Below are 20735 nucleotides of genomic sequence, written 5' to 3'. Positions count from 1 at the left end.
TATTAAGTTAACAATTTCCTGGAGGCTATTATGGCTTTGCCTATAGATCAACAACCATCCCAAGTGGGTACATACGAAAAAATACTTACCATTGCAAACCGCATCATGAACGGCGGCGAAATTACAAAAGAAGAAGCAATCGAGCTAATTCATACTTCAGATGATGATACTATGATTTTACTCGCTATGGCTGATAAAATTCGCCAACATTTCAATGATAATTCTGTGGATGTATGCGCCATTGTTAATGCTCGATCAGGCAAATGTCCTGAAAACTGTAAATTCTGTGCTCAATCCGCACACCACAACACAGGCGTTCAGGAGTATCCTTTCATGGATGAAGAAAGCATTCTCCAAGCAGCACGTAAAGCTAAAGAGGCTGGTGCCATTCGTTTTTCCATCGTAACAAGTGGTCGTAATACTAATAACCCTGATGAATTTGATCAAATCATCCACGTATTAGGCCGTATCAAAAACGAAATTGGCCTTGAAATCTGCTGTTCTCTTGGGTTGTTAACTTACGAACAAGCACTCAAATTAAAAGAAGTTGGTGTTACTCGATACCATTCCAATATCGAAACGGCACCTAGTCACTTCCCAGATATTTGTACTACACATTCCTACGAAGATAAAATGTTTACCATAGATAATGCACAAAAAGCAGGCATCCGTGTTTGCTCTGGTGGCATTCTTGGCCTTAACGAAACATTAGAACAACGTGTAGAAATGGCGTTCGAACTTAAACGTTTACATATTGACTCCGTGCCATTAAACATTTTGAATCCTGTTAAAGGGACTCCATTTGAAAGCAACGAAGCTTTACGTCCATTGGATATCTTACGTACCTTCGCCGTATTCCGTTTCATCTTGCCAAATGCATTGATTCGTACTGCAGGCGGTCGCGAAGTAAATCTACGGGACTTACAATCTTATGCTCTAAAAGGTGGCCTAAACGGTATCATGGTTGGTGGCTACTTAACTACTGGCGGTCGTTCACCTCAAGACGATCTCCAAATGATTCAAGACTTGGAGTTGACTCGCAATACAGCTCAAGTCTAAAAGCCTCATATATACCATTCTCCATATCTAGAGGATGTAGTATATAAATTATTCCCTAATGCTTTATAAATATTTTACACATAAAAAGAACCATCTAGTTTGCTGTACTAGATGGTTCTTTTATTTCCATAATAAAATGTAAATGGCTTGACCATTTGTGTTACCCGCAATGGGCTCAGGATTCTCATTAAATTCTACATTCTCATACGGCGTCCCGTCTGACATGTACGCATCTACCTTCAATGTTTCCATGGTTCGATTATATCTACTGATATAAACTTTATATCGCAATTCGTCGCCACCCAGTTCATTAACTCGCAGCCACAAAAGTGCATCGTAATCACTCTTCTGTACACTGTCATTGTCAATAAATAATTGGTTTCCTGATGCATCTGGTCCAACATAGTACCAGTCCGTTGCGTTAGTAGTCCCCCCTATACTGAGTAGCCACAAAAGTGTTAATATGGTGAATATTTTACTCATATGACTGCCCCTCTCATGCTATTGAGCTGTATATTTTATAAAAGCTTAATGTGGATAAACCTTTATAAAATATACAACTTCTCCTTTATATAATACCAAAATTGTCCCATATTTATCAACAATAATTAAAATTAATTACCATGTTTTTTACAAATATAAGAAACTTAAAGAAATTTATTAAATTTCTTCATTTTTAACTCATTTACCCTTCCTATAATGATAATGTCAAATGATAGATAGAGGTAACAATTCCCTGGTTACCGTACGTGTATTTATCTCCCGACAAGTAATACTAACCCCAAACCTACTACTTGTTTAAATACATGTTTCATTTGATATTAATACTAACACTCCCCTTACATGAAAAAGGACTCTATACAGAGTCCTTTTTTCGTTACTTCATAAACTTATACATATTGTTAAGTCTACATACGGGTTATAGGACAAAACGTGTTGGTTTTATAGGCGATGGAGCCAGTAAATTACTGGCTCCATCGCTATTTTAAGTTCTTTTGATAAACTTAGAGGGTGGACAAAATGTGTTAGTAAAAAGTCCCAAAACCCTTGATTTTACTGGCTTCAATAAGGTTATATCTTCTTAGAAAATCGTGTTCTAAGTGGAGGGAATAATCATGCTGGTAAGATGTATAAATTGTGGATTTTCTTGTCAAAAATATGGGAAAACTAAAGCTGGATCACAACGATGGCATTGTAAGCAGTGTAACATCACCTTTACACAAACTATTGATAATACTACTAAATGTTTTCATCGATTTCTAAATTGGTTATTTAGTAAAGAAACACAACAGGACATGCCTGGGCAGGGCCGTACATTTCGTAGACAGATAGCTGATTTCTGGCAAATATGGCCTATGCCGCCCAAAATTGAAACCTCGAGAGATGTGGTATTCGTTGATGGTATTTACTTAGCTAAAAAAGCTTGTATTTTGATCTGTTATGATGGTGAATATGTATTAGGGTGGTATTTATGTAGGTCAGAACAGTCTCGCTCATGGCAAGCTCTTATGCAGCGAATAGCGACCCCCATTGTGGTCGTTTCTGATGGTGGACCTGGTCTTAGAAAAGCATTAAAAAAAGTTTGGCGTACCGCCAAGCTTCAACGTTGTATTGTTCATGCCGTATGGCAAGTACATCGTTACACTACTAGGCGGCCTAAGACATTAGCAGGCATTATGTTAAAAGATTTAGCAAGCGATTTATATAACGTAAAAACACAGGAAGATGCAAAAATATGGATTCAACGATTATTTAATTGGAGGGTGACTTTTAAAGAGTTTCTAAATGAAATGACACGTGATAGTAATGATAATTTAAGAGCTACGCATGAACGATTACTAAAAGCCTATAACTCTCTAGTGGTATTAATTAATACAGAGACAATGTTTCGATATTTAGATGAAACATTGGTGTTGGATAAAGAATGTCCGAGGACTAATAACCCTATTGAAGGCGGAGTAAACGCACAACTCAGACGTTTATTGCGTTACCATCGAGGAATGTCTGTAGAAAAACGTATAAAAGCGGTCTTTTGGTGGTGTTATTTACACTCACCAAGACCGCTTTCTGCAAAAGAAATACTTAAGGTAATGCCAACTGATGCAAGTATTTCTACAATATATAGTTCTATGAATGAAAGAGCCCAACTTCAAGGCATAATTCCAACTTGGGGGGATGCCATTTCTTGGGGTGATTTGCATAACTATGACAAATTATCTTTCAATGATTGGGATTAAAGTACCAACACGTTTTGTCCTATAACCCCTACATACATATTACCATAAGGGTTAATAGTAAAGGGTTTATAAGGACTCACGAATTAACAAGTAATACTATATTCTCTTAAAAAGAAAAACACTCAAAAGCTTAAGGAAATACAATAACCATTACGCTTTTGAGCGTTTTTTATTATAAACTACAATTTACTAATTTCTATCTTACTATTTTACTTCAGCCCAACCTAAAGCAGCGCGTTTTTCATCGATATCTGCCAAAATTTTCTCAGCTACTTTAGCAGGATCCGTATTTACATACATAACAGAGCCTAAGATATCTTTAGTGTCTTCTTTGAGCCATTTTGTAACGGCATCAGAGCCTTGTGTAGGTGGCTCAACACAGTGATAAGAGTTAATCCCCATCAAGCGGAAACCAAGGGATGCATCGATACCTTTTTCGTTAGACCATTCAGGGCTAGACATAGCAAATGGCAATTGAGGTAAGTTAAGGCCAAGTTCTGCAGCAATACCGCCGAAGATACCAGAGGAACGCGCATTATCTACACATTCACCCACATGCCATACTGGTGGTTGATCATCGCCCAAGAACTCTTGCAATGCAGGGCTACATTTCTTGTTAGCATCTGTATTACAATAGCCAAGTTTCATCAATGGGAAAGATGCACAACCGTTTGTAAGGATGATACAGCCATTTTTAATAAGTGTATCAACAATATCTACAGTAGCTTTTTCGTAGATAACGCGAGGGTTAGAACAACCTACTACATTAACGATACCGCGAACTTTACCAGATTTTAAAGCCTCTGCCAATGGTTTGAAGGAACCATAATGTTTAACAGTGGATTCTGGAGAGAAGCCAACTTCTGCTGTGATTTCGTATGGCGGAATGAATACAGGCATACCTTTACGCAATTCATGCGCTTCAAGAGCACGATCCAAAATTTTGCGAGCCAAATCTTTTGTTTCAGCCAAGTTAGTGTGATGATGATCGTAGCCGATGTGTTCAGCACCTGGTAAACGAGCTGCATCAGACGTAGTGATAACCTTTGTGTTGAAGCAACGTGCTACGTCCATGATAGCAGGATACACGTCTTGAACGTCAGCTACCCAGCAATCAAGAGCGCCTGTACCAAGTACAAGCTCAGCACCGATAGCATTACACAATGGAATAACATTTTCATAACGGTACATACTGGACAAACCAGAGCAGCAGATACCGTAGAATTGGATACCTTTAGCGCCGATAGCTTTTGCTTTTTCTAAATATTCTTCAGAGGCGCCAATTTTACAAATTTGGGATACCAATGTTGGTAAATGACCATGAACAGCGATGTTAACATACCCTTTTTTCAAGGCACCGATGTTAACTTTGGAAGTACGACGACCACCTTGTCCGAACAATGCATCTGTAGCAATGTCTGCCGCTACTACGCCTGTGAATGTGAAAGCAAGACCACAACGCAAGAATTGTTTCATATTGCTTTCCCAATCGCCATCTGTACCTACGGTTGTACGATGATATGCATCAAAGGCTTCATTGTATGCGGAAACAGGCAAGATATCCAAGTTTTTCCAAACTTCGCGACGCTCTGCAGGAGCCATAGCTGTAATTGTTTTATATTCACCTGGCAATGCACGGCTCAAATCTTCGAGCAATACATCTGCTAAATCATTAGCCACTTCTTTCAAGGAACGACCTTCTTCAGGGATGTTGAAAGCCTTACATACAGTACGGATTTTTTCTTCCCCTAAAATTGGAATGTCCAATTGGTCATTAGCAGCAGCTTTCAAAGAAATCAAGATTTCACGAGCATGTGCACCATGTTGAGTCAAACCACCTGCAGCAGCACGTGTCATATTACGAGCTACGATGAGGTCAGCATCCGCACCGCAGACACCACGAGGACTCTTAGGTGTAATTTTACAAGGGCCCATGAAACAGATACGACAACATATACCAGCAATACCAAATGTACATTGTGGTTGTTGTTTATCAAAGCGGTCAAATACCGTATCACAACCGATTTGCTCCATACGAAGAATCATTTCACGCACAGCAGGATCTGGTGTTTGTTCAATTACATCTTGTTTTGTAGGCCATGTTTTACGATACTCAGCAACAGCTTTCATGTAGTCATTTACACCATGTTCATGAGGTACCCCTGGTTCATGAGTGTGTGGCACCCATTTATCCGTCGGAAGAGCCTTTGCATGACTATGGTCGTGACCATGATCATCATGACCGCCACAGTGGCAATGATGTTCATGATTATGGTCGTGACCATGTTGTTCACCATGATTGTGTTCATGGGTATTTTTATTTTCCACATCTTTACTCATTTGAAACCTCCTAGGGGCCTACATAGGCCAACCAATAAAAACAAAAAACATATTCTACTTTTAATTCACTTTAAATCCACTACAATGATGGGTTTTAAGTCCTATCTCCTAAATATGTTTTAAATCACTTTAAGTATATTTTCTGAAAAGACATTTGTCAATTAAAATTTGAGAAATTTTTGACGCATCTATATCTAAGAATATGATAATTACTATATTTATTAAATTCGATTTTTTCAGTTTCTTTTCATAAATAAAAAGAGACTAATTCCTAAACTTTACAGGAATTAGTCTCTTTATTTTATTGATTAATTGATTGATTTACGTATTAATTTATGTATTAATTATTAATTTATTAATATGATCCTCCCCTCAGGATATGCCACCTAAATATCTTTATACCTATGCACTACAAAAATTGCTGCATGATATGTGCTACTTCAGATAAATGGAAACGTTTTGCCCGATCAGACCTTGCCACAAGAACTAATTGGCGGAAACAAAGTTTCGATGCAAGAGGATAGAATTTAACCTTATCGTCATCCCCCTTGCTATTGAGCGTGCTCGGCAAGAATGTAATACCATAATCATCTTCTACCAAGGACCGGCATGAATCTAGAGTTTCAGAGCCAATGACGGCTTTGGGCACAAAGCATTCCGCTTGGCATAAACGGTTTACCAACGTCCGTAATTTGAGTCCTTCTCTTAGCAAAATAAACGGAAATGCTCCAAAGGGTGCAATTTCTCGAATTCCATCACCAGTCATGAGAGAATCTGCAATGGCTATAGCCTTCTTATTTTCCACACTAATGGCCAATAAAATCTGCTCATCTAAAACGGGATAACTTTCAAGATCCTGAGAATAAATCGGCGTTGGGAATAACCCTACATCTACTAAACCATCACAAATTTGCTGTTCCAAGAAGTGAGATTCACCCTCTACAACATGGAACTCCCAAGACGGTTCAATCTGTTGAAAGCTTTTCAATGTTTTCCCGAGCATATGATGTCCATAAAATTGAGACAAGCCGATACGCACATGATAGGCTACATCTGTGCCTTGATTAATGATAGATTGCGTTAAAGCCTCCGCCTTTAAAACTAACGGCATGCCCTCTTTTGCAATTTGTAACGCCGCAGCGGTTGGCACGACTTTTGTACGATCACGAACAAACAACGTAACTCCTAGCTCTGCTTCAATACGACGAATCCCCTGACTCAACGCTGGCTGAGAAATATATAATTTTTTAGATGCCTTTGAGAATGATGCCATCTCAACGATGGTACTAATATATTTAATGTCTTTTATGTCCATATACGAGTCCTTATAACTATATACATATACAAGTCTTATAATAAAACATTATTTCTATTATAACTATATATTACTAAAATATACGTTACATATACATGGGAAAATAAAAAAATACCAAGAAATTTAGTATCTTACAAACCTAAATTTCTTGGTATGTCTTATAAGTTAAACGAACTACATATAGGATGCGGTAAAGCCGCATTCTATTACAGCCCCATTCTATTACAACCCTTTTTAATTTTTAGATTACATTAAAGATTTAAGTACATCCAATACTTCTTGAGGTAATTCGTTTTTATGACCTTTAAGTTTTTCTACATAATCATAACGGAACTCAAAAGCTTGGTGCAATTGATGATGATACTCGCGCACTTCGAATGGAGGTTCAAAGCCAGGAACCTCTACATAGGAAAGATTTTCGTATTCACAGAATGGTTTAAATTCTAATGTACCTTCTACCAAACGTTCTAATAAATCAAGAGTAACTTCTTTAGGAATTTTATTTTCCAAGAAGAAGCCGGTGTTCATGATGTAGCATTCAACGCCACATTTGGAGAATAATTTTTTGTAGCTTTCATAATCACGAACCAATGGATATGTACGGAATGGATTTGCATATGGTTCGATAACAAGCGCATTTGGATCGACGTGAGCATCAAGTTTTTCTGCTGTAGAACGACGAGTCGCAAGGGTTGCACCCATTGTAGAAGCCAATACAGGATCGGAAATCTTAAGGATTGGTGGCAATGTTTTATCTTTCATAAGCCATACTATGGCATTAACAGGTTCACCTACGTAGTTTACGCGGTTATCTGTCCAGAATTGAGATTTAATAGCACGTCCATTGCTGTTTCGCACATCTTCGGCCAGTACAACCTTACGGCCATCCTCATCCATCGTTACACCTACATTTTGTAGCGTCAACAAGAATTCGTTAGCAGGATGTTCCACAGGATAATCTTGCATTTTGTCAAAGTACGTAGGTTCAAGAGCAATAGAACTCAAATCCTCAGTATTGATGATATATGCATCGTCATGCAAGATAGAAATATCATAACGACCATCATGTTTTTCATGAGTCAATGTGGATTTACCGGAACCGGACAAACCGAATACACCGATAGTGTAGGATTTACCACCTTCAAGGTTGTAACGTTTCATGCCACCGTGGCAAGCAACATAGTCGAAGCGATTGGCTAAGGACCACGCAAGTGTAAGTGTACCTTTTTTATGTTCCCCAAAGTAGCGCATACCAAGAATCATAGCACAGTTATGAGCAGGGTCGAAAATAGCAAGACCGCCTGGATGACCTGGTACAACATAGTCAGGATCAGAGTAAATATAGATGTCGCCTTCTGGAATCTCTACACTGTCATTGTAGAATTCTTTTACAGCTGCATCAAAGAACTTGAAGTTCATGAGCCAAGAATACAAAATGGACGCGTGATCTTTTGGAATCATCAAATGAGCACGAGCTGTGAATTTTTTATCAAGACCAACGATAGATTCTGCAGAAATCCACTCTTTATTGCGGCTATCATACACAGCATCACGTGCAATATTCGCGAGTTCAACTTCATCGATGCCCTCGTCGCCAATAATACGACGAGCTTTAGCATAACGACCTGTAGTTTTACCATCATTTGTAACAAGGACCTTTGCATCAGCTGGCAAACCTTGTTCTAATGGTTTAAATACCGGCATATCGAGGACGATAACACCTGGCTCTTCAGAGGCTAATTGATACGCTTGTGCCACAGATGTTACAGGAGTTACATTGTTCCCATAGAATGCAGTTTCAATTGTACTGCGCATCATAGAAAATAATGGGTTTGTTTTAATTTCACTTTGCTTCCAAACGCGTCTTGTAGACATAGTATCTAGATCCTCACCTTTAAATATATTAGCAATTTCGCTTGTAAAAGTAATGTTGTATATGAAAACACTGCTTAGGCAAATACTTTCATTATTTTCTATTTTACCCTTTTCAGTCAAATTTGTATACATAAAACAGATGATTTATAGGAAATTAATGTATGTTTATTTTAAATTAGTGCAGCACATTTATAATGCGATAAATTAATACCTAGCTGCATAAAACTATTAGTATTCAATAGAGTATCTTAAAACTAGACATAGTTACAAAGTAACTAAACCTATTTACAAAACAACTAGTCAAATAACAAAGCAAAAAGAGGCGAGCTCTTAAGAACTCGCCTCTTTAGCGTTTAAAGAATACAATTATTTCTTATCTTTATTGATAAATGCGTCGATTTTACTAATTAGATCATCTACCTCAAAATCGCCGCGTTCTGCCATCATCTTAATTGTTGCTACCTTAGCCATTACTTTTACCATAGGTGTTTTTAATTTCTCGAATTTAGGATTTAAAGAAATCAAATGATCTACAATTTCTGGGCATTGTTTAATTAGATTAGATAATGTCGTTTTCGCATCGATATGGAATCGACCATCCGCATCAGTTGTTAACGGCTCTTCTTCTACCTCTTCTGCAGCCTCTTGAGCCAAGGATTTTTCCTTACCACCATCGCCTACAAAATCAGTTTTATCCCAAGTCAATAATGTACGGGAACCTTCGAGCTCACGGATATGAGTGCAGTCTTGCATCATTTCCAATACGCCACGGAATTTACCATTTTCATCGCGTACGGCTGTGTAAATAACATAGATGAACAAGCCTGGTTTATTGATCCAAAACTCCGCTTGGCTTTGCTCGCCAGAACGGAACTTCTCTACGATTTCCTCTACTATATGAACAGATTTCGCTGGGTGGCAATTCTTCACTTCACGACCGATAACGTTCGCGCTGCGAGGGAAAATACGATGTGGTGTATCGCTGTAGAACTTAACTAGTTCATTTTCATCTACATAGGATAAATCTACAGGGAGATGACGGAATAACAAATTAATTTGCTCTAATGTCAATTTACCCGTTGCTACATCGAGGACTGCATCCTTACCAGCGGGCGCCCCACCAACAGGGCCTACATATTTAGATAGCAAGCCAGCTAAATCATTTAAAAATTCGTTAGATACAGCACCACCTTGAGCTGAATTATTGCCATTCAATTGCGCCGCAGAATCATTAATACCTGGCACTACATATAAACCTGGCGCATTGATGATAGCATAACCAATTTCATGGTCATTTTTACTCATCCGCACAAACTCTTCGTCACTCAACAATTTATAAGATGTTGGCAATAAGACTTCTAGTTCTTTAGAATTCAAATCCCGTAATTTCGCCAAAGTTTCTGGCACAGACGCTAGGAATTCTTCATACTTATCTTCCCGAAGCAATGCATAGGATGCAGAGATAGCATCGCGCACAGCATCATCAAAGGTCCACATAATGCGCGTTGGACGATCAAAGCCGTGGTCCTCAAGCATCGGATAGAGTTGATTTTGCTTACGAGATAGATGAGTTCTCCACTCTGCTAAGGAATCAAAAACGCCGAGCCACGGATTTTTGATAAAATTCTCTTGTTTCAACAATTCGTCTGCTTCAAGGGCTACCTTTTCAACAGCATTGATTTCTTCCAAGTACGCCCACAACGGATGGTTCTCAGGATACTCATTTTCAGCACGCACCAAAACGCCGTCAAATAGATCTAAGAGATCATCCATTTTCTCTAGGATTTCTTCGTCCTTGTAAACACCTTTCAAGCTTTGCTCTGCATAGGCAAACTCATCAGGTGTACAAGTACCTAGTTTCTCTTTTAAAATGCGATTGCCCTCTTCTAAGGACAATTTACCATCTAAATAATCTTCTTTAATGGACACAATAATTCTGTAACGTTCATTGTTAATATCTAGCTTTTGTTTTAATGGATTCATATGCTTATACCTCCACAGGCTAATCTATAATTATATTTTTATTATATCATTTTGAAAGTAATTTTCAGTTGCTATAGATACAATTTTGATTTATTTTTAAAATTTACACATCCAATATTATGAAAAAGAATAACCTTACTTTATTTTTTAGAATATTTTGGCATACAAAAACTGCACCTCAAAAGTTGTGTCCAAGTTTTAGGGTGCAGTTCTCTATAAGTGTCTTTAATTAGTTTTTAAAATCAATATATTCAGTTTTAGAAGATGCTACAGGTCTACCATTGGAATCTGTAGCAGGGCTAAATCTCCATTTAGAAATAGTATCAACAATGGCGGCATCAAGCGCACTAGAGCCACTAGATGAGACAACTTCAACGTCCCCTACAGAACCATCTTCCTTGATGGTAAAACGTATATCCGCACCATGAGCTGCTTCACCATAAGCGGCGAGCAGTGCTCGGTCAATAGGTGGTGTAGCTATAGCTACTGGTGGATCGTATGGAGCTGCCAACACAGAAGCTATCATACTCATTACAAAAAATGAGCTTAAGATAATACAACGCAACACTTTATTCATCGTTTTCTCCTTATTTAGCTTTCACAGCTTGCTTAGGCAGAGTAATTGTCATCCCAATAATGGATTCGTGTGCCTTTTGATCTGTGCCAATAGCAGGGGTAAACTTCCACTGCAAAATTGCTTTTTTTACTGCTTCATCAACGGGAGCATATCCAGAAGAGCGCTCTACGAAAACATTTTTAACATTACCTTTTTTATCAATCAAGAAGCGTACGCGCATATCAGGCGCTACCGTAGCGGTTTGAGGAATCTCAGGCAACTCTGGTTTTACAATAGTAACCTCTCTTGGAGATTCTAAAAACTTTGCCGCATCAGCTGTATAATCACCTAACATGCCAAAAGATGCAACAAGTACTGCTGCAGCAGCGTATCGGAATAATTTATTCATAAGAAGCCTCCTTATTAACCTTTTATCTATGCATAATATCATACTAAATAAAGATGAATATTAAAAGAATAAATTCTTATTGATAAAATTTCTCATTTATGATATATTGAATTTAAGATAACTGTTCGAACTCACATATCTAGTTGATATGACAAAAAACTACACAAAGGAGGTTCATCATGAGACGTAGAAAGCGTATTCAAATGAAGGTCATGATGGTACTTGGTATCGTTGCCCTCATTGGGCCTAGCCATCTACAAGCACTTATTCCCTAGATTATTTTGACCTTAGCAGAAGACCGTATAACTGCCACTAGCCGCTACGTTAGTAGCGGCTATTTTTCCGTTTAGATTCAGAGAGATATTTTCCTTCTTCAAATTATTTCATTATTAGAACAAAATATTTCCCTCAAACAAAGTCATTAATGTTTTTAAATTTAGTATCTATTAAAAAGGAGGCTTATTATGAAATTTAATCGAATTTTATTAGTCGTCGTATCATTAGCACTTATAGTATTTGCCCTTGCAGGCTGCGGAAAAGACACAGCCCAAGATAGTCAGAAAAAACTTAATGTCGTAGCTACAACGACGATGTTAACGGATTTAGTAAAAGAAATCGGCGGTGACCATGTAACCGTTCAAGGTCTCATGGGACCTGGTGTAGACCCTCACCTATATCAAGCGAGTGCAGGCGATGTAACAGCTATGTCTAAAGCGGATGTAGTAGTATACAACGGCATTCACTTGGAAGGTAAAATGGGCTCCATTTTCGATAACCTAACAAAGCAAAATAAAGCGACCATCCGCGTATCTGACGCCATTGATCCAGCTACATTGCTCGACTTTGACGAAGAAGATGGTGTAAAAACAAAAGACCCTCATATTTGGTTTGACGTTGCTAACTGGAAACTGGCAGCAAAAGCAGTATACGAAGGTCTTGCTAAAGCCGATCCGGCTCATAAAGAAGATTACAAAAAACGCTATGACGCATATCTTACTAAGTTAGATGAAACTGATGCGTACGTTAAAGCTCAAGCAGAATCTATTCCGAAAGAATCTCGCGTACTTGTAACAGCTCATGATGCATTCCAATACTTCGCTCACGCGTACGGCTTTGAAGTAAAAGGTTTGCAAGGTGTAAGCACTGCTACAGAAGCAGGCACACAAGATGTGAATGAACTGGTTCAATATATCGTAGACCACAAAATTAAAGCGATTTTCGTAGAGTCTTCTGTACCACATAAAACAATTGAAGCCGTTCAAGAAGCAGCTAAGGCTAAAGGCTGGAATGTTGCCATCGGTGGCGAATTATATTCCGACTCTCTCGGCTCCGAAGGCACTGAAGGCGGTACATATATCGGCATGGTAAAAGCCAATATTGATACAATTACCAAAGCACTTAAATAATCAATTGCTAGATTTTCTTAATTATATAAAACAAATTAAATTTACATATACTAACTTAAATAGACTCAAATTTACTTTGTTATTGTAAGTACATGTGCTACTAGCAATATTAGTTAGTGGCACTCATTAATACAAGGAGGTTTCCATGGAATGGGCCGTTGAAGTTGAAGATATGACCGTAGCATATACGACAAAACCCGTATTATGGGACGTAGATATGAAGGTACCCATCGGTTCCTTAGCGGCCATTGTCGGCCCTAATGGGGCCGGTAAGTCCACATTATTAAAGGCCATGCTCGGTCTACTAACAGTTATCTCAGGAAGTGTAAAATTTTATATCGATCACCACTTAGCGATGGACAAAAACGATTACAAAAAAATCGCCTACGTCCCTCAAAGTGGCAGCGTAGACTGGGACTTCCCTACCACAGTACTAGATGTAGTACTCATGGGCCGTTATGGTCATCTAGGTTGGTTTAAGCGTCCTAGCAAAAAGGATAAGGAACTCGCCCTCTCCATGATTGAAAAAATGGGCATGAGCGACTATGTGGACAGACAAATTCGCCAGCTTTCAGGGGGACAACAACAACGCGTCTTCCTCGCAAGAGCTCTCGTCCAAGAGGCAGATATTTACCTCATGGACGAACCCTTCAAGGGCGTCGATAAAACCACAGAGCATGCTATTATTTCGCTTTTACAAGAAATGAAAGCTCGAGGCAAAACGGTTATCGTCGTCCACCACGATTTAAATACGGTGCCCCAATATTTCGATTGGGTAACGATGGTAAACAAACAAACTGTCGCCTATGGCCCCGTAGCAGATACATTTACGGACGAAGCTATTGAGCGCACCTACGGCAAGGGGAGGATTGTATGACCATACTCCAATCCTATACGACGCAAATGGTACTGCTCGGCACGGCGTTATTAGGCCTCGCTAGCGGTATCGCTGGTACTTTTGCGGTACTTCGCAAGGAAAGCCTCATCGGTGACGGCCTATCTCATGCAGCACTACCCGGTGTGGTCATTGCCTTCTTGCTGACGGGCATCAAGGACATCGAAGTTCTCATCGCAGGTGCTGCCCTATCCTCTATCACTGCGGCTTGGCTCATTACCATCACCGTAGAAAACAGCAAAATCAAATTTGATGGCGCTTTAGCCACCATACTCTCTGCCTTCTTTGGGCTCGGTATGGTATTGCTCACCTATGTACAAAGCTTAAACAATGCTGGTCAAGCAGGGCTTTCAAAATTTATATTTGGACAGGCAGCCACCATATTAGCGCGCGACGTGTACATCACATCTGCAGCAGCGCTCATCATCATCGTGTTAACCGCATTATTCTGGAAGGAGTTAAAGCTCATCTCCTTCGATGTGGAATACGCCAAAACACTACAAATTCCCGTCACTTTCACCCTTATTTTATATCGTTCATTATTAATCATGACCATCATTATCGGCATTCAATCGGTAGGGGCTATCTTGATTAGCTCCCTCCTCATTGCACCCGCCGTTGGGGCAAGACAGTGGACGAATAAACTGGGCACCATGTGTATATTAGCAGGATTTTTCGGCATGATATCCGCCATCGGCGGTACTATCTGGAGTACATCAGTTCCAAAATTACCGACAGGTCCAGCTATCATCGTCATTTTATCGATTCTCGTATTATTGAGCCTCATCTTTGCTCCTAACAGAGGTATGCTCTGGCAGTTCCGTAAAAATAGACAGTCAAAGCACGCATTATTGTTAGAAACCACGAGGGCTCCCAAATCCAAGGCACAGCAAAGTATTTGCGTAGCAGAGGACGCACAACCTCGCATAGGAGGTGCCCCATGACAGTTCATACAGAGATATTGCTCATTGCCATTGCGGTATCCATCGCATGTGCCATCCCTGGGGTCTTCCTCGTATTGCGTCGCATGTCCATGATGGCCGATGCCATTACGCACACCGTATTCCTCGGCATCGTGCTCGCTTTCTTTATGACGGAAGATTTAAACTCTCCATTTCTACTCGTCGGGGCTACCTTAGTTGGTGTAGGCACCGTATGGCTTACAGAAATGATACACAATACGGGGCTTGTCAACGAAGATGCGTCTATCGGCATCATCTTCCCGCTTCTATTCTCTATCGCCATCATTCTAGTCAGCCTATACAGCGGTAACGCTCATCTCGATGTAGATACCGCATTACTCGGCGAAATAGCCTTTGCCCCCTTTGATCGATGGATTGTGAGCGGCACCGACTTGGGGCCTATATCGCTATGGATTTCCCTAGGCGTGGCGCTCATCAATTTAATTTTAGTCATGCTGTTCTACAAGGAATTGCAATTATCTACCTTTGATCCGCTACTAGCGGGGCTCTTCGGCTTTATGCCAGCCCTCATCCACTATGTACTCATGACCATGGTATCCCTCACCGTTGTAGCCTCATTCCAAGCGGTAGGTGCCATTCTCGTCATCGGCCTCATGATTGGGCCTGCGGTCATCGCTTATTTATGGACGGACTCTGTGAAAGCCATGCTTACTAGCAGTATCATCATCGGTATTATCTGTGCTGTCGTCGGTACGGAAGTATCTTTCACCATGGACGTATCCATCGCGGGTTCTATTGCAACCACCATCGGTATTGCACTAATTATCGCTGTTATCGCAACACCGAAGACAGGCTATATCGCCACATACCGTCGTCAACGTCATTTACGTCGCCACTATCGGGAAACGATGATGCTATGCCATATTTATACACATATGGATACACCTATCGCGCACGTTGAAAACGGCATTGGTACCATTCATGAGCATTTGAACTGGAGGCCTGATTATACTCATCAAGCTGCTTCACAGCTAAAGAAACAAGGTCTATTATATGTGACAAATGGACACTACGTGCTTACTGATAAGGGTATAGCACAAGTTAAAGAGATTATTTAAATACAATACCAATACTTTTCCCAACAAAAAGAAGCTGAAATCAATGCTGCTTGCAAAGATTTCAGCTTCTTTTATTTTTAACTAATAGTCTTACATCCTATTAATAACTGCATTCACGTCAATGACTATCTATAAGAAATAGTACCAACATTATAATAAGCTCAACACAATCACAAAGAATCCTATTAATTAATAATAGCTTCTAATGGAATTACATGAGGTAGCCCATTGTCATCCATATAAATTTTCGTTTTAACACGGTATACATCTTCCATCATGGCTTCTGTAAAGATGTCTTTCGGCGCGCCTTGAGCGTATACTCTACCCTCCTTGAGCACGATGATTTCATCTGCGAACATAGCCGCCAGATCAAGATGATGCAATGTTACGAGCGTTGTAAAATCATTTTCTTGAGTCAGATTTTTTAGCAATGTTAATAAGTCAAATTGCTTGTGCAAATCTAAAGCACTTGTCGGTTCATCAAGAATTAAGATTTTAGGTTCTTTTACAAGGGCTTGCGCCATGAACACAAGTTGGCGTTGACCACCGCTGAGCTCCATGATGCTGCGCGATGCAAAGCGCTGTAAGTTCAACCGTTCCAATACCTCTTGTGTGGCTGCAATATCCTCATCACTTACGCGGAAGGACATGGAGCCCATGCGCCCTAGCATAACGACTTCAAAAACAGATAGATTGACTTTACAGTCATTATCTTGAGACAAATAGCTCACTGTACTACTAAAATCCTTTGTAGAATATTGAGATACAGGTTTACCATTAACGGAAATCTCGCCCTTGCCTTTCAAAATACCCATGATTGTTTTTAAAAGTGTAGATTTACCAGCACCGTTAGTACCAATGAGCGCAGTCAATTTACCTGTTTTGGCAGCAAAATCAACGCCCTTTAAGATTTGTCCGTCTTCCGTAGCGGAATAACCAAAGGTTAGATTATGAACTTCAATCATTTGAAATAGCTCCTTTTCCTAGTTAATACCAACGAGAAGAAGAAAGGTACACCGATGATTGCTGTTACAATACCGATTGGGAACATCGCCCCAGGAACGAGCATCTTACTCGCAATAGATGCGAGAGACAAAATCGCCATGCCACACACTGCAGATAAGGGTAAGAAATACCGTTGATCCTCACCCACAAGCATACGTGCAATATGTGGTCCTACAATACCGATAAAACCAATGGTTCCAACGAAAGAAACGGCAACGGCTGTAATGATGGAGATGAAAGCAAACACTTTTACTCGTAAGCTTTCAACATTAACACCAAGACCAGAAGCCTTTTCATCGCCTAATTTTAATGCTGTTAAACGCCAAGATTCACGCATCATAAGCGGAAGCATGATTGCTAATACGATAAGAACAATAGAGATGTTCACCCAATTTGCCTTAGCTAAACTCCCCATAGTCCAGAACACGATGTTTTGAAGGGCCTCAGGAGATGCCATATATTGCATCAAAGATTGAAGCGCTTGGAACAAGAACATCATGCCAATACCGGCGAGAATCATCGTTTCAGAGGAGAAGTTCTTAATCTTATTGATGGAATAGATAAAGAAACTCGTCAAACTAGCGAATACAAAGGCGCCAAATGGAACCATAAAGACACCTAAAAACTCTAATGCACTAGCGCCTACAACAACCATAAGAGATGCACCGAAGCCAGCCCCTGCGGATATACCAAGTGTATACGGGCTAGATAACGGGTTATCAAGAATAGTCTGCATGCCAGCACCAGCAATGCCCAAAGAAGCACCTACGAGCAATGCCATAATGGCCGTCGGAAGACGAATCGACCAAATGATGACATATGCGTTTTTGGAAACCTCTGCAGGATCTGTTAATGCGAGCCACACATCACTTAACGTAAGTGATGCAGGGCCTACAATAATATCGGTAACAAAACTTACCGCACAAATGATCAATCCGATAATAATGAACAATAGTTTTTTATAACTCTGTTTCTTATAATCGTACTGGTTGTTAGTTTCTGTCACTACGAAAAACCCCTTTTTAGTTCAAATGCATAAACCAAACGCCACCGTAAGAGAATGGAAGGAATTTGTCATAGAATTCCTTAAGTGTGCCTTCAGGATCTACATCCTTGAATTCCTCAGGATAGAATGTTTTAGCTAAGTATTCGAATACTGCAACGTCATATACTTCACGAGGTAAACCATGGTGAGTAGAGAATACGTTTTTAGATTGAACGGCTTTCAATTCAGGCCAGCCTTGACGTTCTGTGGTGAAAGCTTTCAACAATTCTTGAGATTTTGCTTCATTTGTATCAAAACCTAAACGCATAGAAGTCGGTTTCTTAGGCCAGTAGGAACCGATGATCATTATAATATCTGGGTTTCTTTCTAAAATAAATTCTGGGTTAACAGGGCCTGCTTTTTGAACTACATCTTTGGTAATAAGGTCGCCACCAACTTGCGTTGCTAATGCGCCCCAGGCTACGTTTGCACTATACGCAAAACCTAAACCTTCTGGACCTTCGTTACCTGTTTCAATGTAAACAGTTGGTTTTGGTTTATTGATTTTGCTAATGCGGTCCATAACTCGTGTTAAACGGTCAGTATAGAACTTGTTAATTTCTGCTGCACGCTCTTCTTTACCCAATGCTTTACCGATAGCTTCGATAGATTTTTGGTGATTTTCAAGCTTTTCAGCATGGTAATCGATATAGATGGTAGGGATACCAGCTGCATCGATTTTAGGTTTGTAATCAGCTTCGTATTGATCTTTAAAGTATAAAGGCATGAAAATAACATCTGGGTTTAAGGAAATTACTTTTTCCACATCAAATGTTTTGTCATTTACGTTACCAATGAGAGGAATTTTTTCCAACTCTGGCACTTCAGATTTGTAGCGATCCCACATATCTGTACGCAATTTGCTCAAATAAGGGTCCATCCCAACAATAGTCTTAGCCACATCCTTGCCTTGCAACGCAGCCATAGTCAAGAACGCACCACCAGAAGCACTCAATTGAACTACTACGCGTTCTGCTGGTTTTTTCAAGGTAACCTTTTGACCAGTTACGTCTGTAATCTCAATTTGTTTGCCAGATTGTGCCGCATCCTTTTTCGTATCTGCAGGACCACCACAAGCTGTCATAATCATGCTCACAACTAGTAGGAGCACCGTGGCAAGATAAGCCATAAATTTCTTTTTCTTAACCATAAAAGCACCTCATATCTAAAACACAATAATTTCAAATGATAACATCAGAAAATAACTTTCAAAACCTCGGTCAATCAACCCCTATCGACACGACACAAAATCCTAGTTCATATGCATAAACCAGATACCACTATAAGAGTATGGCAAGAATTTGTCATAGAACTCTTTAAGTGTAGCTTCTGGATCAACATCCTTAAACTCTTCAGGATAGAATGTTTTTGCTAAATATTCGAATACGGCCGCATCAAATACTTCGCGTGGAAGACCATGATGTGCAGAATAAACTTGTTTATTCTCAACGGCTTTCAAATCACTCCAACCTTGACGCTCTGTAGTGAAAGCTTTCAACAACTCTTGAGATGATGCTTCGGTTGCTTCAAAACCTAAACGCATAGAAGTTGGTTTCTTAGGCCAGTAAGAACCCATGATCATGATGATATCTGGATTTTTTTCAAGTATAAACTCTGGATTAATAGGAGACGTTTTCTTAATAACATCCTTGGTGATGACATCAGCACCAGCCATAGTAGCTAATGCCCCCCAAGAGTAATTACTACTAAAGGAGTTACCAAATTCTTCCGGGCCATTCATACCAACTTCAAGGTAAACAGTTGGTTTTGGCTTATTAATTTTACTAACACGGTCGAGAACTCTTGTCACGCGATCCGTATAGAACTTGCTAATTTCTGCAGCGCGTTCTTCTTTACCCAAAGCCTTACCGATGGCTTCGATGGATTTTTGATGACTTTCAAGTTTTTCAGCATGGTAGTCAATGTAAATCGTTTGTACACCTGCTGCATCTAGTTTTGGTTTAGCATCGGACTCATATTGTTCTTTCAAGTCAACAGGAATGAAAATAACATCTGGGTTCAAGGAAATAACTTGCTCCACACTAAATGTTTTATCACCGATAGTCCCCACTACAGGAATCTTAGCTAACTCAGGCATTTCTGCAGTAAAGTGCTTCCACATATCCGCTCTATATTCCTGTAAAGATGTATCCATGCCAGCAATAACCTTCGGTGTATCCTTGCCCATAAGTGCGGAAATCGTAAAGAATGGACCACCAGCGCCACTCCATTGTAAAACAACTCTCTCCGCTGGTTTTTTGAGCGTTACCGTACGCCCTGTTACGTCTGTGATTTCGATAGGCTTGTTACTTTGCGCCGTATCTTTCTTTGTCTCACTAGGACCTCCACATGCAGCGATAAGCATACTCACAATTAGGAGAAAAACCGTGACTAAATACGCCATAAACTTCTTTTGTTTAAACATAAGTATCCCTCTTCTCTCAACTAAAACTATCACTATAAGTGCACATAAAAAGCCCGTTTCCCCACGAAGAGGAAACGGGCTGTCATCTCAGTTAGACTAACTACCACGCCTAATAAGCTAGCATATAGTATGAGCTTTCAACTA

17 protein-coding genes are annotated in these 20735 nt (G+C 39.7%); 6 read left to right on the top strand and 11 right to left on the bottom strand.

All coding sequences use genetic code 11. The annotated features are described in order from the left end of the window. Positions 1-30: 30 nt before the first annotated feature. The gene (bioB, locus tag ACGHIY_RS01050) at positions 31-1059 is read left to right on the top strand and encodes a biotin synthase BioB (RefSeq protein WP_278604517.1); all 1029 of its coding nucleotides are present in this window, start codon (positions 31-33) and stop codon (positions 1057-1059) included. Between the two features lie 120 nt (positions 1060-1179). On the opposite strand, the gene ACGHIY_RS01045 is transcribed toward bioB, so the two are convergent. Beyond that, entirely contained in the window at positions 1180-1542 is a 363-nt protein-coding gene (locus ACGHIY_RS01045; protein ID WP_008603073.1) for a hypothetical protein, read from the bottom strand. 632 nt (positions 1543-2174) lie between these two features. Between ACGHIY_RS01045 and ACGHIY_RS01040 the strand changes: the two genes are divergently transcribed. Next, positions 2175-3296, top strand: a complete 1122-nt coding sequence (locus tag ACGHIY_RS01040) for an IS1249 family transposase (protein WP_278452010.1) — start codon at positions 2175-2177, stop codon at positions 3294-3296. A 204-nt stretch (positions 3297-3500) separates the two neighbouring features. Here the strand turns inward: ACGHIY_RS01040 and cooS are convergent, their stop codons facing one another. The 6 genes from cooS to ACGHIY_RS01010 form a co-directional block, all read right to left on the bottom strand. After that, positions 3501-5636, bottom strand: a complete 2136-nt coding sequence (gene cooS, locus ACGHIY_RS01035; protein ID WP_278467046.1) for an anaerobic carbon-monoxide dehydrogenase catalytic subunit — start codon at positions 5634-5636, stop codon at positions 3501-3503. 409 nt (positions 5637-6045) lie between these two features. Next, positions 6046-6951, bottom strand: coding sequence for a LysR family transcriptional regulator (locus tag ACGHIY_RS01030; protein ID WP_004697697.1), 906 nt, complete (start codon positions 6949-6951; stop codon positions 6046-6048). Between the two features lie 246 nt (positions 6952-7197). Beyond that, complete coding sequence (locus tag ACGHIY_RS01025) at positions 7198-8826, bottom strand: phosphoenolpyruvate carboxykinase (ATP) (protein WP_008715251.1); 1629 nt, start codon at positions 8824-8826, stop codon at positions 7198-7200. A 366-nt stretch (positions 8827-9192) separates the two neighbouring features. Then, on the bottom strand, positions 9193-10809 hold the full coding sequence (locus ACGHIY_RS01020) for a PAS domain-containing protein (protein WP_390525600.1): 1617 nt from the start codon (positions 10807-10809) through the stop codon (positions 9193-9195). A gap of 229 nt (positions 10810-11038) precedes the next feature. Continuing rightward, entirely contained in the window at positions 11039-11386 is a 348-nt protein-coding gene (locus ACGHIY_RS01015) for a TonB family protein (protein WP_316704086.1), read from the bottom strand. A gap of 10 nt (positions 11387-11396) precedes the next feature. Beyond that, entirely contained in the window at positions 11397-11774 is a 378-nt protein-coding gene (locus tag ACGHIY_RS01010) for an energy transducer TonB (RefSeq protein WP_120055772.1), read from the bottom strand. A 464-nt stretch (positions 11775-12238) separates the two neighbouring features. On the opposite strand from ACGHIY_RS01010, the gene ACGHIY_RS01005 reads away from it, so the two are divergent. The 4 genes from ACGHIY_RS01005 to ACGHIY_RS00990 all read left to right on the top strand — a co-directional run bounded on the left by ACGHIY_RS01005 (position 12239) and on the right by ACGHIY_RS00990 (position 16116). Further along, a complete protein-coding gene (locus ACGHIY_RS01005; protein ID WP_390525599.1) occupies positions 12239-13180 on the top strand; it encodes a metal ABC transporter solute-binding protein, Zn/Mn family in 942 nt (313 codons plus the stop codon). A 145-nt stretch (positions 13181-13325) separates the two neighbouring features. Continuing rightward, complete coding sequence (locus ACGHIY_RS01000; RefSeq protein WP_004697906.1) at positions 13326-14057, top strand: metal ABC transporter ATP-binding protein; 732 nt, start codon at positions 13326-13328, stop codon at positions 14055-14057. Then, positions 14054-15019, top strand: coding sequence for a metal ABC transporter permease (locus tag ACGHIY_RS00995; protein WP_278618593.1), 966 nt, complete (start codon positions 14054-14056; stop codon positions 15017-15019). Before ACGHIY_RS01000 ends, ACGHIY_RS00995 begins: the two co-directional genes overlap by 4 nt. Then, complete coding sequence (locus ACGHIY_RS00990; protein WP_012863795.1) at positions 15016-16116, top strand: metal ABC transporter permease; 1101 nt, start codon at positions 15016-15018, stop codon at positions 16114-16116. The genes ACGHIY_RS00995 and ACGHIY_RS00990 overlap by 4 nt, the downstream gene beginning before the upstream one ends. A 185-nt stretch (positions 16117-16301) precedes the next feature. Here the strand turns inward: ACGHIY_RS00990 and ACGHIY_RS00985 are convergent, their stop codons facing one another. The 4 genes from ACGHIY_RS00985 to ACGHIY_RS00970 form a co-directional block, all read right to left on the bottom strand. After that, complete coding sequence (locus ACGHIY_RS00985) at positions 16302-17081, bottom strand: ABC transporter ATP-binding protein (RefSeq protein ID WP_278618595.1); 780 nt, start codon at positions 17079-17081, stop codon at positions 16302-16304. Further along, the gene (locus ACGHIY_RS00980; protein ID WP_278618596.1) at positions 17078-18127 is read right to left on the bottom strand and encodes an iron ABC transporter permease; all 1050 of its coding nucleotides are present in this window, start codon (positions 18125-18127) and stop codon (positions 17078-17080) included. The genes ACGHIY_RS00985 and ACGHIY_RS00980 overlap by 4 nt, the downstream gene beginning before the upstream one ends. Before the next feature lie 16 nt (positions 18128-18143). After that, positions 18144-19316 carry an ABC transporter substrate-binding protein gene (locus ACGHIY_RS00975; protein ID WP_278618597.1) on the bottom strand — a complete coding sequence of 391 codons (1173 nt, stop codon included), beginning with the start codon at positions 19314-19316 and terminating at the stop codon, positions 18144-18146. 102 nt (positions 19317-19418) lie between these two features. Then, entirely contained in the window at positions 19419-20591 is a 1173-nt protein-coding gene (locus tag ACGHIY_RS00970) for an ABC transporter substrate-binding protein (RefSeq protein WP_278618598.1), read from the bottom strand. Positions 20592-20735 lie beyond the last annotated feature (144 nt).

The sequence above is a fragment of the Veillonella parvula genome (assembly GCF_042850485.1).
Taxonomy (GTDB): Bacteria; Bacillota; Negativicutes; order Veillonellales; family Veillonellaceae; genus Veillonella; species Veillonella parvula_Q.
Note: the sequence above shows the minus strand (reverse complement) of the source record. Positions and strands in the feature narration are given on the sequence as shown.

Excerpts from the sequence above, each read along its gene's own strand:
- bioB (WP_278604517.1), top strand. The coding sequence starts at position 31 with ATGGCTTTGCCTATAGATCAACAACCATCCCAAGTGGGTACATACGAA.
- ACGHIY_RS01045 (WP_008603073.1), bottom strand. The coding sequence starts at position 1,542 with ATGAGTAAAATATTCACCATATTAACACTTTTGTGGCTACTCAGTATA.
- ACGHIY_RS01040 (WP_278452010.1), top strand. The coding sequence starts at position 2,175 with ATGCTGGTAAGATGTATAAATTGTGGATTTTCTTGTCAAAAATATGGG.
- cooS (WP_278467046.1), bottom strand. The coding sequence starts at position 5,636 with ATGAGTAAAGATGTGGAAAATAAAAATACCCATGAACACAATCATGGT.
- ACGHIY_RS01030 (WP_004697697.1), bottom strand. The coding sequence starts at position 6,951 with ATGGACATAAAAGACATTAAATATATTAGTACCATCGTTGAGATGGCA.
- ACGHIY_RS01025 (WP_008715251.1), bottom strand. The coding sequence starts at position 8,826 with ATGTCTACAAGACGCGTTTGGAAGCAAAGTGAAATTAAAACAAACCCA.
- ACGHIY_RS01020 (WP_390525600.1), bottom strand. The coding sequence starts at position 10,809 with ATGAATCCATTAAAACAAAAGCTAGATATTAACAATGAACGTTACAGA.
- ACGHIY_RS01015 (WP_316704086.1), bottom strand. The coding sequence starts at position 11,386 with ATGAATAAAGTGTTGCGTTGTATTATCTTAAGCTCATTTTTTGTAATG.
- ACGHIY_RS01010 (WP_120055772.1), bottom strand. The coding sequence starts at position 11,774 with ATGAATAAATTATTCCGATACGCTGCTGCAGCAGTACTTGTTGCATCT.
- ACGHIY_RS01005 (WP_390525599.1), top strand. The coding sequence starts at position 12,239 with ATGAAATTTAATCGAATTTTATTAGTCGTCGTATCATTAGCACTTATA.
- ACGHIY_RS01000 (WP_004697906.1), top strand. The coding sequence starts at position 13,326 with ATGGAATGGGCCGTTGAAGTTGAAGATATGACCGTAGCATATACGACA.
- ACGHIY_RS00995 (WP_278618593.1), top strand. The coding sequence starts at position 14,054 with ATGACCATACTCCAATCCTATACGACGCAAATGGTACTGCTCGGCACG.
- ACGHIY_RS00990 (WP_012863795.1), top strand. The coding sequence starts at position 15,016 with ATGACAGTTCATACAGAGATATTGCTCATTGCCATTGCGGTATCCATC.
- ACGHIY_RS00985 (WP_278618595.1), bottom strand. The coding sequence starts at position 17,081 with ATGATTGAAGTTCATAATCTAACCTTTGGTTATTCCGCTACGGAAGAC.
- ACGHIY_RS00975 (WP_278618597.1), bottom strand. The coding sequence starts at position 19,316 with ATGGTTAAGAAAAAGAAATTTATGGCTTATCTTGCCACGGTGCTCCTA.
- ACGHIY_RS00970 (WP_278618598.1), bottom strand. The coding sequence starts at position 20,591 with ATGTTTAAACAAAAGAAGTTTATGGCGTATTTAGTCACGGTTTTTCTC.